Origin of the sequence: Bradyrhizobium sp. Rc3b (assembly GCF_900114915.1) — a bacterium.
Taxonomy (GTDB): domain Bacteria; phylum Pseudomonadota; class Alphaproteobacteria; order Rhizobiales; family Xanthobacteraceae; genus Bradyrhizobium.
This window is the reverse complement of the sequence record NZ_FOUS01000013.1, coordinates 261,056-275,918: the sequence shown is the minus strand read 5'-3', so window position 1 is coordinate 275,918 and position 14,863 is coordinate 261,056. Positions and strand designations below refer to the sequence as shown.

General features: G+C 66.1%; 13 protein-coding genes. 7 read left to right on the top strand and 6 right to left on the bottom strand.

What is annotated here, in order from left to right; genetic code table 11:
• The coding region (locus tag BM190_RS40955; RefSeq protein ID WP_244550760.1) for a hypothetical protein at positions 1-293 on the top strand (293 nt) is incomplete at its 5' end.
• A gap of 136 nt (positions 294-429) precedes the next feature.
• Here BM190_RS40955 and BM190_RS29100 read toward each other — a convergent pair.
• Together BM190_RS29100 and BM190_RS29095 are read right to left on the bottom strand one after the other, a co-directional pair.
• Positions 430-732: a hypothetical protein gene (locus BM190_RS29100; RefSeq protein WP_177237356.1), complete on the bottom strand. Its 303-nt coding sequence runs from the start codon at positions 730-732 to the stop codon at positions 430-432.
• 72 nt (positions 733-804) lie between these two features.
• Positions 805-1,041: a DUF1127 domain-containing protein gene (locus tag BM190_RS29095; protein WP_092261197.1), complete on the bottom strand. Its 237-nt coding sequence runs from the start codon at positions 1,039-1,041 to the stop codon at positions 805-807.
• Between the two features lie 187 nt (positions 1,042-1,228).
• Here BM190_RS29095 and BM190_RS29090 point away from each other — a divergent pair, with 187 nt between their 5' ends.
• Positions 1,229-2,572 (top strand): aminotransferase-like domain-containing protein, encoded by a 1,344-nt coding sequence (locus BM190_RS29090; protein ID WP_092261194.1) that lies wholly within the window; start codon positions 1,229-1,231, stop codon positions 2,570-2,572.
• A 21-nt stretch (positions 2,573-2,593) separates the two neighbouring features.
• Here BM190_RS29090 and BM190_RS29085 read toward each other — a convergent pair whose 3' ends face one another.
• The gene (locus BM190_RS29085) at positions 2,594-3,181 is read right to left on the bottom strand and encodes a hypothetical protein (RefSeq protein ID WP_092261190.1); all 588 of its coding nucleotides are present in this window, start codon (positions 3,179-3,181) and stop codon (positions 2,594-2,596) included.
• Positions 3,182-3,260: 79 nt separating this feature from the next.
• Here BM190_RS29085 and BM190_RS29080 point away from each other — a divergent pair, with 79 nt between their 5' ends.
• Positions 3,261-3,695, top strand: a complete 435-nt coding sequence (locus BM190_RS29080; protein ID WP_092261186.1) for a hypothetical protein — start codon at positions 3,261-3,263, stop codon at positions 3,693-3,695.
• Between the two features lie 63 nt (positions 3,696-3,758).
• On the opposite strand, the gene BM190_RS29075 is transcribed toward BM190_RS29080, so the two are convergent.
• The 3 genes from BM190_RS29075 to BM190_RS29065 form a co-directional block, all read right to left on the bottom strand.
• The gene (locus BM190_RS29075) at positions 3,759-6,158 is read right to left on the bottom strand and encodes an EAL domain-containing protein (RefSeq protein WP_092261183.1); all 2,400 of its coding nucleotides are present in this window, start codon (positions 6,156-6,158) and stop codon (positions 3,759-3,761) included.
• Between the two features lie 112 nt (positions 6,159-6,270).
• Entirely contained in the window at positions 6,271-7,680 is a 1,410-nt protein-coding gene (locus BM190_RS29070; RefSeq protein WP_092261180.1) for an MFS transporter, read from the bottom strand.
• A 289-nt stretch (positions 7,681-7,969) separates the two neighbouring features.
• A complete protein-coding gene (locus BM190_RS29065) occupies positions 7,970-8,476 on the bottom strand; it encodes a YciE/YciF ferroxidase family protein (RefSeq protein WP_091958911.1) in 507 nt (168 codons plus the stop codon).
• A 428-nt stretch (positions 8,477-8,904) separates the two neighbouring features.
• Between BM190_RS29065 and BM190_RS29060 the strand changes: the two genes are divergently transcribed.
• From BM190_RS29060 to BM190_RS29045, 4 genes are all read left to right on the top strand, one after another.
• On the top strand, positions 8,905-9,987 hold the full coding sequence (locus BM190_RS29060) for a lysylphosphatidylglycerol synthase transmembrane domain-containing protein (protein ID WP_018317331.1): 1,083 nt from the start codon (positions 8,905-8,907) through the stop codon (positions 9,985-9,987).
• 86 nt (positions 9,988-10,073) lie between these two features.
• On the top strand, positions 10,074-12,026 hold the full coding sequence (locus BM190_RS29055) for an SGNH/GDSL hydrolase family protein (protein ID WP_018317332.1): 1,953 nt from the start codon (positions 10,074-10,076) through the stop codon (positions 12,024-12,026).
• 384 nt (positions 12,027-12,410) lie between these two features.
• Positions 12,411-13,763, top strand: a complete 1,353-nt coding sequence (locus BM190_RS29050) for an MFS transporter (protein ID WP_177237355.1) — start codon at positions 12,411-12,413, stop codon at positions 13,761-13,763.
• Between the two features lie 124 nt (positions 13,764-13,887).
• On the top strand, positions 13,888-14,793 hold the full coding sequence (locus tag BM190_RS29045) for a LysR family transcriptional regulator (RefSeq protein ID WP_092261178.1): 906 nt from the start codon (positions 13,888-13,890) through the stop codon (positions 14,791-14,793).
• Positions 14,794-14,863 lie beyond the last annotated feature (70 nt).

The window sequence follows — 14,863 nt, the reverse complement described above, 5'->3', positions numbered from 1 at the left end:
CAACCCGGCCCAAGGAAGAGGGGCGTATCGCGATCGTCACGAACGCGGGCCGGGTGGCGGTGGACGCAGGTGACATCGGCGCGAACAGCTTCGCAGGGCGGGTAACCGTGAGCGAAGACCTCGCGCACACGACCGGTGTGATCGGCGTACGGCAAAATCGTGTGGTCCTGACGCCCGGGGTCTGTGCGTCAAGTGTTGCGGTGATGGGTGTCGTCCAACCGGACGCATCCCTCAGCCATCCGCAAGGCGACGGGGGCAATAGTGCAACGCTCCCCGGGGAGAGCACGACATAAGCCGTAAAACCACTGCGCAGGGAAGGCCGGGATGTCCTGGCTACACCTGTATGCCGCTGTGCAGCTTCTTGTTACGCAGATTTCGCACAGTGGACCGCGGGTGCCAGCCGGCACCCGGTCTTCCCTGCGCCCTCTTTCAATCGAGGGTGAAGCGATGAAGCACAGCTCGGGCGAGATCAGCCGCGAGGATGCGAAGCCGTGTCTGCACTGAAGATGCGAATTGAAATAGCGACTCGGTCACCGCACACTCCGTCATTGCGAGGAGCCCTTGCGACGAAGCAATCCAGACTGCTTCCGCGGAGCCGGTCTGGATTGCTTCGCTGCGCTCGCAATGACGACGTTGAGACAATTGTTCGCCAAACACCGCTCTCGTGCCCCGGACGCAGCGCAGCGCCTCTTCGGCGGTGCGCTGCAGAGCCGGGGCCCATGTATCAGCCACTGCGCGGCTTCCTGGGTCCCGGCTCTGCGCAGCAACGCTTGCGCGTTGCGGCGCGGCCGGGACACGAGAGGCTTACAGATACCGCGTCAGCTCGGCCTTGACCTGCCCGTAGACGGCGTCCTCGATCTGGCTGCGCGTGATCCCGATGTCGCGCAGGGCGCGGTCGTCGAGCTCGTTCAATGTCTTGACGGCCGAGCGGCGCTCGAGGCGGATGAACAGCGCATAGGCGCCTTGGGCGAGCGTTGCAAAAAATCCGCCCGTCGAGGATGGGCGTAAACTCCGCCCTGCAGTTTGCGAGATCGTGGTCATGTTTCTTCTCCGGCCTGGTGTCCCGCGCGGCGAAGCAGGTGCCGTTGGCGCCGACGCTTGTGGGCGCCTGCACCTCATTTGCCGTCGGATTGCTCTCGCTCTCCTCGGCTCAATCGTGGAACTTGATGGAACTTAAATGCTCCAGTACACTGCTCGGAGCAAGTAAAACATTGCTCTCGGTGCAATAATGTCCAAGTTCGAGTACGTGAAGCTTGCCGATGCCATTGCCTCGGATATCTCTAACGGCACGTTAAGGCCCGGCGATCGGCTGCCGCCCCAGCGCAATTTTGCCTATGACCGCGGCATTGCGGTCTCGACCGCGAGCCGGGTTTATACGGAGTTGCTCCGCCGCGGGCTCGTCGTCGGCGAGGTCGGCCGCGGCACCTTCATCTCCGGCGACATCAGGCGCGAGGTCGAGGCATTGAGCGAGCCGCGCGATGCGCGGATCGATTTCGAGGTCAATTATCCGCTATTGCCGCAGCAATGGGCGATGATCGCCAAGAGCCTTGCGGGGCTGGAGCGCGTCGACGCGCTCGAATCCGCGCTGCGCGTCTCGACCAGCACCGGCACCAAGAGCGCGCGCAATGCTGCCGCCGCCTATCTCGCGCGCAAGGATTTCGCGCCGCAGGCCGAGCAGATCGTCTTCACCGCCAACGGCAAGCAATCGCTCGCAGCCGCGCTCGCGGCGCTGGTGCCCACCGGCGGCCGCTGCGGCGTCGAGGCGCTGACCTACCCTTACGTCAAGAGCATCGCGGCGCGGCTCGGCATCACGCTGGTACCGATTCCCATGGACGAATTCGGCGTACGTCCCGATGCGATCCAGAAAGCGCATCGCGAAGCGCACCTGTCGGCGCTGTATCTCCAGCCGATCATCCAGAACCCGCTCGGCGTCACCATGAACGCGACGCGACGCGCCGACATCATGCGCGTCGCCGAGAAGCTCGACCTCACCATCATCGAGGACGCCGTCTACGGCTTCCTCGCCGACGACACGCCGCTCGCCGCGCTCGGGCCGGACCGCTGCATCGTGCTCGACAGCCTGTCCAAGAAGGTCGCGCCGGGCCTTGCGCTCGGCATCCTGGTGGCGCCGCCGCACTTGCGCGAAAGCGTGATGAGTGCGGTCCGCACCGGCGGCTGGATCGCCTCGGGCCATGCGCTGGCGGCCGGCCAGCGGCTGATGGCTGACGGCACCGTCGCGGAATTGACGCGGCTGAAACGCATCGACGCGGCGCGCCGGCAGCAGACCGCGGCAAGGCTGCTCGCCGGCTACCAGCACGCCGCCGATCCGCGCTCCTACCATCTCTGGCTGACGCTGCCGTCGCACTGGCGCTCGCAGACCTTCGTCGCGGCCGCGGCCCGGCGCGGCATCGCGCTGACGCCCTCCTCCACCTTCGCGATCGCCCACGGCCATGCACCGAACGCGGTGCGCCTCGCGCTCGCGCCGCCCACCTTCGAGCAGCTCGATTCCGGCCTGCGCACGATCGTCTCGCTGCTCGGCACCAAGGAAGAGGATTTCGACTCGACTGAGTAGCGATTGGTCGTAGCCCTCGGTCTAGGGCAGCAGGGCCTTCGGCACCTGATCGAAGCTGTATCGCTGCGGCTGGTTGCGCCGCACGAAGCCGCCGACCTGCCAGGCGAACAGCGTGGCAAAGCCGAGGATGAACAGCGCGCCGGCGAACTCGCCGCTCACGAGGGCGCGGATCAACAGGCCCGCCATCGCCACCGTCAGCACCGCCAGGAATGCCAGCACCGCGGCATAGGCGGTGCGGCCGAGCCCTGCCGTCAGCACCGCGCGGCTGCCCGCCTTCGCCATCCGCGCGTGCAGCACGAGGATGAACGCGCGAAAGCCGTTGTCCTGCGGCGCCATCAGCGCCGCGGTCTGCCAGCTCGTCGACAGGATCGCGATGCGGCGGCCGCTGCTGTGAGTGACGTCGGCGCGAAAGCGGTGCTGCTGCATCGACACCGGGCGGAACGACAGCCGGATCGCGCTGATCTCGTCATAAGGCCACAGCGAGGAGCGGCCGCCGATGTGCCAGGACAGCCCCTGCTCCGTCAGCTCGAAGCGATGCGCCGAGCCGATCAGCGACGCCTTGTAGGCATAGCTCGTGACCGGCGTGGCCTCAGCTTCCGACCCCTGCATCCCGACAATCAACCTCGTCCGCGCCATCCAGCCCGCGATCCGCTTGCGCGATCGCCCTCGCCCATCCTACAAGCGAGGCATGGCTGAGACGACCTTTTTTCCGCGCCGCCTGATTCTCGGCGCCGCCGTGATATCAGGCGTGCTGCTCGCGCTCGCGGTGCACATGCTGGGCGCGCGCTATGGGCTCGACCTCGGCGGTCTCTGGCGCTCCGACACGCATGAGTTCATCCCGGCGGGCGCGGCGATCGCGTGGTGGCTGATCGCGACCGTCGGCTTCTCCGGCGGCTATTTCACGGCAACGTTGATGCAGAGCGCCGTCTCCGGCCAGATCCCGCAACGGATGCGGCAGTTCCTGATCGCGGTCGGCGTGCTGCTGCTCGCGGGTGCGGGCCAGGTGGCCTCGGCGCCGAGCCCGATCCCGACCATCGCGGGCGTGCTGGCCGGACTCGCCGCGCTGTGCCTCGGCGCCGTGATGGCGTTCTGCGGCGCGCATTTCGCATTGCGCCGAGGCTAGAGCATGATCCGGAAAAGTGCGAAGCGGTTTTCCGAATAGATCATGCTCAAACAATAGTCTCCCTCAAGCCGAGGCCAGCAGCCGCGGGCGATTGAGCATCACCGCCACGTCGGAGGCGGGCCGCGGCTTGCTGAACAGATAGCCCTGCGCCTGGGTGCAGCCCTCGCGCCTGAGCAGCTCGAGCTGCGTGTCGTTCTCGACGCCTTCCGCGGTGGTGACGATCCCGAGGCTGCGGCCGAGCCCGGTCACGGCGCGGATGATCGCCATGGAATCCTCGCGCGTCGCCAGCTCCGACACGAAGGAGCGGTCGATCTTGATCTTGTCGAACGGAAAGCTGCGCAGATAGCTCAGCGACGAATAGCCGGTGCCGAAATCGTCCAGCGAGATGCGCACGCCCATGGCGCGCAGCTCATGCAGCGTGGTCAGCGTCGCCTCGCTGTTCTGCAGCAGCACGGATTCGGTGATCTCGAGCTCGAGACGGCGCGCGTCGAGTCCCGAGGCAGCCAGGGCCGCGATCACGGATGCGATCAGGTTCGGATTCTTGAACTGCACCGGCGACAGGTTGACGGCGAGGTCGACATCATCAGGCCAGCTCGCCGCATCGATGCAGGCCGAGCGCAGCACGAATTCACCGAGCTGGACGATCAGACCGGTCTCCTCGGCCAGCGGGATGAAGTCGATGGGTGCGATCAGGCCACGCTGCGGATGGTTCCAGCGCAGCAGCGCCTCGAAGGCGACGACGCGACCGCTGGCGACGTCGCGGATCGGCTGATAATACACCTCGAACTCGTCGCGCTGCACCGCCGCGCGCAGGTCCATTTCCAGGAGGCGCCGCGCCTGCGCGCGTGCATCCATGCCGGTCTCGAAGAAGCGGTAGGTGCCGCGGCCGTCCGCCTTGGCGCGGTAGAGCGCGAGGTCGGCGTTCTTCAACAATTCGCTCGGATCGCTGCCGTCCTGCGGCGACAGCGAGATGCCGATCGAGACGCCGATCACGATCTGATGGTCGTCGATCTCGTAGGGTGCCGAGATGACCTCGACGAGGCGGCCGGCGAGCGATCTCGCAGCGGTTTCCTCGGAACGACCGATCTGGACCACGGCGAACTCGTCGCCGCCCAGTCGCGCCACCGTGTCGCTCTCGCCGACGGCGGCCGTCAGCCTGCGGCCGACCTCCTTCAGCAGCGCATCGCCGATGGGATGGCCGAGCGAGTCGTTGATGTCCTTGAAGTGATCGAGATCGAGACAAAGCACCGCGAGCTGATCGCCCGACCTGGTGCGCCGCAGTCCCTGCTCGAGCTGCTCGTGGAATAGCACGCGGTTCGGCAGGCTGGTAAGCGCGTCATGGCGCGCCATGTGCGAGATCTTGGCCTGCGCCTCGAGCCATTCGGTGATGTCCTCGAAGGTCGCGACCCAGCCGCCGCCCTGCATCGGCTGGTTGACCACCCGGATGGAGCGGCCGAACCGGCTGACGATGTCGGTCGTGGTGCGCCCCTCGCGCGCGTCGGCGACGAGGCGGGCGAAGAATTGATCCGCATCGCCCTGCCACTGGCCCTTGGCCTGCTCTTCCCTGAGCACGTCGACCAGCAGGCGGCCGGTCAGCGCGATGTCGGTGCGACGGAGCATGGCGGCATAGCGCTCGTTGAACAGCATGATCTTGCCGTCTGCATCGAACATGCACAGACCCTGCGACATGTTCTCGAGCGCCGTATCCAGCACCATTTGCTGGGCGCCCAGTTCGCCCTTGGCGCGGCGGTCGAGCAGCGCAGCCACCAGCGCGATCGCGATGATCGCGACCGCGGCGCTGGCCGTGAGGAAGGACAGCGAGGCCGGCGGGATCGACAGGCCGCCGATCGCGAGCGTCGGATCAGGCGTCAGCAGCACCGCGCCCATAGCGGTGAAATGATGCGCGACGATGGCGACGGTCAGCAGGACCGTCGCGGTCAGCGCATGGAAGAGGTCGTCGCGCCGCGCGGCCACGAACAGTGCAAGTGCCGCAAAGACGATTCCTGATAGCACCGAAACGGCGACCGTGCTTCCGATCCAATTGACCCGCGCCGGTAGCTCCAGCGCCGCCATGCCGGTGTAATGCATCGCCGCGACCCCGGTGCCGACGATGGCGCCGCCGAGGGCGATCCACACCGCCCGCGAGGACGATACGGCGATGCTCAGCCCCACGAAGGTCACGGAGATCGCAAAGATCAACGACAGGATCGTCACCGGGATGTTGTAGGCGCCGGCGCCGCCCGGCCCGTAGGCGAGCATTGCGATGAAATGCGTCGCCCAGATGCCGCAGCCGCTGACGGCGGCGTCGAGGCCGAGCCAGGCCAGGCGTCCGACACCGTTGGTCGCGCGCGCCCGGTGGAACAGGCTGATCGCCGCCGCGCTGGCGAGCAGACACACCGCGCCGCCTAGCGCGACGAGCCGCCAATCGTGCTCTTCGGTGAGACAGTAGAGAACTTGATACATCGCGGGCCCCTATGGACCCGCAGTTGAACCAACAGAGGTGGACAGGTGGTAACTGGCTACGCGCCTGTTGCGGCAATGGTGAACGGAAGATGTGCCCATTCACTCGGATTGTTCATCCTCGCGCCGGCGCACCCAGGCCGATCGCGATGGCAGCGAGTAGCAGGACGGATGCGGACACGACCAGCGACAGATGCAGCCCCGCCATGAACGCCCCCTCCGCGGCCACCAGCGAGCCGAACAGCGCGACGCCGAGGACGCTGCCGGTCTGCCGCGTCGCGTTCAGGACGCCCGCCGCGATGCCGGAGCGCGCCTTGTCGACACTGCCCAGCAAGGTCGAGGTCAGCGGCGGAACCAGCAGCCCAAGTCCGCCGCTGATCGCGATCATCTGCGCGAAGATCGCCCAATAGCTCGTATCAGCCGCGATCCACAGCAAACCGAGACAGCCGAGCGCCGACACGCTGGCACCGACCACGATGGTCGGGCACGGGCCGATGCGCTCGGCGAGGTGCGGCGCCAGCAGATTGACCGGCAGCACCGCCGCCATCATCGGCACGAAGGCGAGCCCGGTCCACCACGCCGACAGCCCATTGATCCGCTGGAAGTACAGGCTGAGCACGAAGATGAGGCCGTAGATCGCGATATTGACGAGCAGGCCGACGAGCGAGGTCAGCGCGAACAGCCTCTGGCCGAACAGCGACAGTGGTAGCATCGGCTGCGCCGCGCGGCTCTCGCGCCACATGAAGAGCGCGGCGAGACCTGCGGCACCGACGAAGGCTGCGATCACGGCCGGATGATCCCACCCGAGCGCACCGCCTTCGATGATGGCGCCCGCCAGCGCCCCCAATGCGCCGATCGCGGCAAGCTGGCCGGGCAGATCGATCTCGCGCGAGCGGGCCCGCGTGGTTTCGCTGGCGTAGCGCCAGCTCAGCCACAGGCCGGCGAGCCCGATCGGCAGATTGACCAGGAAAATCGCGCGCCAGCCGACCAGCGTGATCAGCGCGCCGCCGACGAAGGGGCCCGCGGTGAGCGCGAGGCTCGCGCCAGCAGCCCAGACCGCGACGGCACGGCCGCGCGCTCGCTCGTCCGGATAGGCATGATTGAGCAGCGCGAGGGAATTCGGCACCAGAATCGCCGCCGCCAGCCCCTGCACCAACCGCGCTGCGATCAGCACGGTCGCATTGGGAGACAGCGCGCAGGCGAACGAAGCCGCGGTGAAGATGGCGAACCCCGCCATGAAGACTCGCTTGGCGCCGATGCGGTCGCCGAGCGCGCCTGCCGTCAGGATGAAGGCGGCAAACGCGATGGTGTAGGCGCTGACCACCCATTGCAGTTCGGCGACACCGCCGCCGAGCGTCCGGCCCATCGCATCGAGCGCGGTGTTGACGATGGTGACGTCGAGCTGCACCACGCCGTAGCCAAGGCTCATCGCGGCCAGCGTGAGCGAGGTCGCAAGAGGCGAACCGGCGCGCGACGCGCCGGTCCTGTCCTGAAAGATTTCATGTTTGATGGTGGTGGCTCGCATGCTGCACCTCGATTGCAGCCCCATGCGATATATACGCTCTCATTGCGCAGTCATGTTTCGATAATGGACGAAGGATGGATGCTGCGGGCACTCGCCTTACAAGCGGTGTCGTGCCCGGCGCATGCGGGGATTCCAGTACGCCGCGGCTTCTCCGTATCCCATTATTGTCTCTGGAATACTGGATCGCCCGCCCCTGTGCGCAATCGCGCACTAGGCGGGCGATGACAGAGCATATGTGGCGAGAGCGCCGCACGGATAGCCGCGCGGCGCGCCCGTCGCTTTACCTTCATCAGCTCGCCGCGCGCAGATTGACCTTGCTCTCGGCGAGCGTGGTCAGCTTTTTGTCGGTCGCCTTCTCCTCCTCAAGCGTCTTGGCGAGCACGGTCGCGCAGTCATTGCGGCCGAGCTGCTTGGCCCAGGCGATCAGGCTGCCGTAGCGTACGATCTCGTAATGTTCGGCGGCCTGCGCCGCGTTGATCAGGGCGGCATCGAGCACCGCCTTGTCGGCGACCTCGCCGGCGGTCTCGTCGGCCTCCTCGATGATGCCGTCGATCGCCGGACAATCGACCGCCTTCACGGGGACGCCGTGCATCTTGAACACTTCTTCGAGCCGCGCGACGTGCTGCTTGGTTTCTTCAAGGTGCGTCAAAAAGCCCTGCTTCAGCTGCGGATCGGTGGCCTTACTGGCCATCTTCGGCAGCGCCTTGGTCAGCTGCTGCTCGGCGTAATAGATGTCCTGGAGCTGGTGCACGAACAGGTCGTTCATGGTCTTGATGTCTTTTGTGAACAGTCCCATCGTTCCGTCCTCTTCGGTTTTGTGGAACACGAAGGCAGCGGCTTGCACGAAAAGCCGCTTATTCCGCCATGTTCGGTTGCTGATGGGGCCCAACGGACACGCGGCATCGACGTTCCAAAAAGACCAAGATGGCTTGCGCTGGAACAATGCGGACGGTACCGGCATCTGAAATGGTGTCGGCATACGAAACGCGCGGGGCCGAACCGGTTTCACGACTCATATGCTTAACGCGCCGCCGATGTGAACCGCGTATGACAAAAGTGATCGGTCCGACGCAGAACCAATTGTTGTCAAGGGCTGCACAAGCCGGTGTTTTTGCCTTAAATGAGCTGGATCATGCCCCGCGATCGATGCCTGCTTTTGGCCGTGATCGTACCCGACTGGCCAATGTCTGGCCTGGTCGGTCTTGCCCCCCGCCGGGAGGATGAATGCACGGACTGCTGCCCGCGCTGCAACGCGGCTTCAAGAGATGGATCGGCTGGCGACGGCTCGGAGTAGCCGCGAGCGTCTTCATCATCGCCTTCGCGATCACCTCGCTGGTGCGGACCCTCAAGGGCATCGATACCGGGGTCATCCTGACCGCGTTAACCGAGATTCCCCGCGGGAGCATCGGGCTGGCGGCGATCTGCGTGTTCTTTGCGTTCTGTACGCTGACCTTCTACGATTTTTTTGCACTGCGAACGATCGGCAAGAAGCACGTGCCGTACCGCATTGCGGCGCTCTCCAGCTTCACGTCCTATTCGATCGGCCACAACATCGGCGCCACGGTCTTCACCGGCGGCGCGATCCGCTTCCGGATCTATTCGGACTACGGGCTGAACGCGATCGACGTCGCCAAGATCTGCTTCCTGTCGGGCCTGACCTTCTGGCTCGGTAACATCTTCGTGCTCTCGATCGGCATGGCGATCCATCCGGATGCGGCGTCCTCGATGGATCAGCTCCCCTCCTCGATCAATCGGCTGATCGCGCTCGGCGGCCTCGCCTCGATCGGTGCCTATCTGGTCTGGCTCTGCATGGGCGAGAAGCGGCGCGAGCTCGGCCAGAAGGGCTGGAAGGTGGTGCTGCCGTCGGCGCCGCTGACGCTGGTCCAGATCCTGATCGGGGTGGTCGATCTCGGCTTCTGCGCCACGGCGATGTACCTGCTGATGCCGGCCAATCCGCCGATCGACTTCATGTCGCTGGCGGTGGTGTTCATCCTGGCGACGCTGCTCGGCTTCGCCAGCCATGCCCCCGGCTCGATCGGCGTGTTCGATGCCGCCATGCTGCTGGCGCTGCCCGAATTCGGCCGCGAGCAACTTCTGGCGACGCTGCTGGTGTTCCGCCTTCTCTATTTCGTGATCCCGTTCGGCCTCGCCATCTCGATCATGGGCACGCGCGAGCTCTGGATGAACGTGGTCGAGCCCTGGCAGGAGCGGCGGCGGCTGGCGGAGGCCTGCGCGCAGGCCAATCTGCCCAAGCAGGTGACGCCGATGGAGCGCGAGCGGATACTGCGCCAGGCCAACAAGCGGTAGGCCACGATCTGGACCCGGCGGGGTTGCGGGCGGCGGAGCAATGCTCTCTTATTTCCGCCTCAACTTTGCCGTTGAAGACGCGGGCCATGATCCCTGTATTCCTTCGTACCCTTTCCGCAGGCGCCCTGTTGCTTGCCGGGATTCTGACGGCCATGCCGCCCGAGCGCGCTAGCGCTCAGGACACCGGCGCCCTGCAGATCAATTGGGAGGTGCGTAACCGCTTCCGGCTGTTCCGCGAGGAGCGCGACTTCCTGCTCCATGTCGAGAACGCCCGCAACCGCAGCATCCTGGCCGCCGAGCAATCGCTGGAGCTCCAGAGCGAGGGCCGCGGCTGGGCCCGCAACATGGTCAACCGGCTCTGCATCGACCTCCAGGGCCGGGTCAACCAGCCCTGCACCCGCGACAACACCAAGGAAAACTACCTCACCCCGATCGATCACCCCGTCACCGTCCGCCTCGTTGGCGCGGTGCCGGTCGGCGCCACCTGCGCCTGGTCGTTCGACGACGGCGACGGGCCGCAACAATCGACCTTCGACTGCGCCGAGCCGATCAATTTGCGCGTCCGCTACGGCAAGCAGACGGTCGCGACCGTCGACGTCTCGTCCGGCTCCGATCCGACCCAGCGCGTCCAGACCGAGATCCAGGTCCGCGACATCTTCGTCGCCGGCCTCGGGGACAGCATCGCCTCCGGCGAAGGCAATCCGGACCGGCCGCTGGCGCTGTCGGACGAAGGGTTTTGCTTCCGCTCCTATCTGGGCACCGCCGGCGCGCAGTACTACCGGCCGAGCCGCCACGGCTTCAAAGGCGGCCGCGCCTGCGAGGCGCCGGACACGCTGGCCAACTGGCAGCGTTACAGCGCGCTCTGGTTCAACTCGCCCTGCCACCGCTCGCTCTACAGCTACCAGACGCGCACCGCCCTCGCACTCGCCGTGCGCTACACCCACATCGCAGTGACCTACCTGCCGCTCGCCTGCACCGGTGCCAGCATCGGCGATGGGCTGCTCGGCTCGCAGCGCGCCCGCGAATGCCCGCCCGGCAAGACCGGTGTCTGCAACACCAGCGTGAACGCGCAAGTCGCCGAGTTGCGCGAGGCGCTCACCGCGGCGAAGAAGCGCCAGCCCGACCGCACGCTCGACCTCGTGCTGCTCTCTGTCGGCGCCAACGACGTCTATTTCTCCGGTCTCGTTGCCGACGTGATCGTCGAGACCGCGACCGAGCGCGCGCTGTTCCGCCGCTCCGGCGTGATGGCGAGCGTCGACGATTCCCGCGATGCGCTGGCGCGCGAACTGCCGCAGAACTTCGTCAAGCTGCGCGAGGCGCTCAAGCCGCTGGTCGGCGGCGACCTCTCGCATGTCGTCTATGTTTCCTACGCCAACCCCGCGCTCGCCGACGGCGGCGTGCCCTGCCGCGGCGGCCGGGCCGGCTTCGACATCCATCCGGCCTTCAACGCCGATCCGCAGCGCCTTGCCCGCGTCTCGACCTTCGTCGACACCGAGTTCTTGCCGCAGCTGAAGGGGCTCGCCACCTGCACCCGCGGCGCGCTGTGCCGCGATCCCGAAGCCGACCGCATGACCTTCGTCGATGCGCATCAGGCGGCGTTCGCCGATCACGGCTTCTGCGCCCATTCCGGCAACGACCCCGAATTCGACCGCAGCTGCTTTGCCGAGAACGGCCAGAGCTTCAATCCAGACATCGTGAGCGCGGCGAGCCAGCCGATGCTGTGCGGCCGCGGCGCCTCGGAATACCGCGCCTATTTACCCCGCGCGCGCTGGATCCGCGATGCCAATGACAGCTATTTTGCCGCGATGACCTATCCGCAGGGATTGCCGGCGGCGAGCCAGCCGACCGACATTCACGACGCCACCTGGGGCGTGCTCTCCGCCGTTTATGGCGGCGCGGTGCATCCGAGCGCGGAAGGGCATGCGGCGATGGCGGATGCGGCGCTGCCGGCCGCGAGCGCCGTGCTCGGGCTCGATGCCGTGCCGCCGGGCGTCACGCGCGGATTTCTGCCGCAGCTGTTGCCGAGCGCAAAGCAGTAGCGCGCGCGAAGACTCCTTTTGCGAGTCGTAGCCCGGATGAGCGCAGCGACATCCGGAGCCATCTCCCCGCATATCGCTTCGCTCATGCGGGCTACGCGCAACGTCCTCGCACCTCGGCAGCCCGGCTTGACCGGGCGATCCAGTACGCCGCGACGGCAGTCTTGAATCGAGGCTGCGGCGTACTGGATTCCCCGCCTTCGCGCGGAACGACAGCGGAGTGCTTGGTGCTCGCACATTCACTCCGCGCCAGCATCGTTCCCCGCTACTTGCCGTTTCATCAATCCAAAAACGGTATCGATCGATACCCCCTTGAGCTTGGACACTTTGCCGCGCGCGCCTCTAGGAGTCGGATCGAGGAAACATTTCGACTTGAGGAGGCGCCTGATGAGCGCAGTGGTGTCCGCAGCGGACGTGAGAAGGTCTCGCGTCAGGCTGTTCATCGTGACCATGTTGTTCCTGGTCACCACCGTCAATTATGCCGACCGCGCCACGCTGTCGATCGCAGGCCCCGCGCTGTCCAAGGAGCTGCATCTCGATCCCGTCGCCATGGGCTGGATCTTCTCGGCGTTCGGCTGGTCCTATGTCGCGGCGCAGGTCCCGGGCGGCTGGCTGCTCGACCGCTATGGCTCGCGCCTTGTCTATGCCTTCAGCATCATCGTCTGGTCGCTGTTCACGCTGATGCAGGGCTGGGTTGGCTTCCTCAGCGCCGGCACGGCTGTTGTCGTGCTGTTCGCGCTCCGCCTCCTTGTCGGCGTCGCGGAAGCGCCCTCCTTCCCCGCCAACGCCCGCATCGTCGCGGCATGGTTTCCGGGCAACGAGCGCGGCACCGCGTCGGCCTTCTTCAACTCGGGACAGTATTTCGCCACCGTGATCTTCGCGCCGCTGATGGGCTGGATCGCGCATGCCCATGGCTGGCGCTTCGTGTTCTTCGTGATGGGCGCGCTCGGCATCGTCATGGGCTTCGTCTGGCTCAAGACCATTTACGGCCCGAAGGAGCATCCTTCGATCAACGATGCCGAGTTCGACTACATCAAGGAAGGCGGCGCGCTGGTCGATCTCGACGCGCCCAAGAACGATCAGTTGCGCGAGCGTGCGCAAGAGGTCGGCTCCGGCTGGGACCACATCCGTCAGCTGCTCTCCAACCGCATGATGCTCGGCGTCTATCTCGGCCAGTATTGCATCAACACGCTGACCTATTTCTTCCTGACTTGGTTCCCGGTCTACCTGGTCAAGGAGCGCGGCCTGTCGATCCTGCAAGCCGGCTTCGTCGCGACGCTGCCGGCGCTGTGCGGCTTCATCGGCGGCGTGCTCGGCGGCATCATTTCCGATGCGATCCTGCGCCGGACCGGCTCGCTGACCATGGCACGCAAGATCCCGATCGTCGGCGGCATGCTGCTGTCGATGTCGATCATCGCCTGCAACTATGTCGACGGACAGGCGATGGTGGTCGGCTTCATGGCGCTCGCCTTCTTCGGCAAGGGCATCGGTGCGCTCGGCTGGGCGGTCGTCTCCGACACCTCGCCGAAGGAAGCCGGCGGCGTCTCCGGCGGCCTGTTCAACACCTTCGGCAATTTGTCCTCGATCACCACGCCGATCGTGATCGGCTACATCCTGGCCGCGACCGGCTCGTTCAACGGCGCGCTGGTGTTCGTGGGCCTCAACGCGTTGGTGGCGGCGTTCGCCTATCTCGTCATCGTCGGCAAGATCGAGCGGGTGACGCTCAAACGTTCCTCCTGAGGGCTCCCGATGGGAGCTTGACCAGGCAACTCAACGGCGGCCCAAAAAGCCGCCGTCTTTGTTTTGGGGATGATCGATGCTAGAAGTACCGGGGAAACGCCTTATCCATCTAAGGCATGTATCGATGTTCGACCTCAACCAGCTCCGCTGTTTCGTCACGGTGGCGGAGGAACTGCATTTCGGCCGCGCCGCGACGCGGCTGAACATGACCCAGCCGCCGCTGTCCCGGCAGATCCAGGTGCTCGAGCACATCATCGATGCGCCGCTGCTCGAGCGCACCAGCCGCTCGGTGCGCCTGACGCCGGCCGGGCGTAGCTTCCTGCCGGAGGCGCGGCGCATCCTCAAGCTCGCCGAAAGCGCCTCGCAAGTCGCCCGCCGCATCGCGCTCGGCAAGACCGGCTCGCTGAAGATCGGCTTCACCGCGGCCGCGGCCTATGGCTTCCTGCCCGAACTGGTCGCGGCCTGCCGCGCCAAACTGCCCGAGGTGGATTTCTCGCTGAAGGAGATGGTGTCGGGCGACCAGTTCGAGGCGCTGACGTCGGGCCAGATCGACGCCGGCCTGCTCAGGCCGCCGATCGCGCGGCCCGAGCTCACCAGCCGCCGCGTCGTCGCCGAGCCGCTGCTCGCCGCGATCCCGAAGAAGCATCCGCTGGCGAATGCCGACAGCATCACCATCAAGGATTTCGACGACCAGCCCTTCGTGATGTATTCGCCCTATGAGAGCCGCTACTTCCACGATCTCCTGGTGGCGCTTTTCACCCGTGCCGACGTGCTGCCGCGCTACGTCCAGCATCTCAGCCAGATCCACTCGATCCTCGCCATGGTGCGCGCCGGCCTCGGCCTTGCCATCGTGCCGGCGGCGGCGGCGAGCCTGAAGATTTCCGACGTGCGCCTGCGCCCGCTGAAGCTGCGCACGCGCGTCCCCGTCGAGCTGTTCATGGTCTGGCGCCGCGACGACGAGAATCCGCTGCTGTCGGCGCTGGTCAAAATCGCCGGCGAACTGGCCTCTGCGGAGCCATCCGAAGATTGATGCTGATTTCGCATCGGTCGATATAGGCTTTGGCTTGGACCCGCATCGAACGGTCTCCTAAACCACGGCG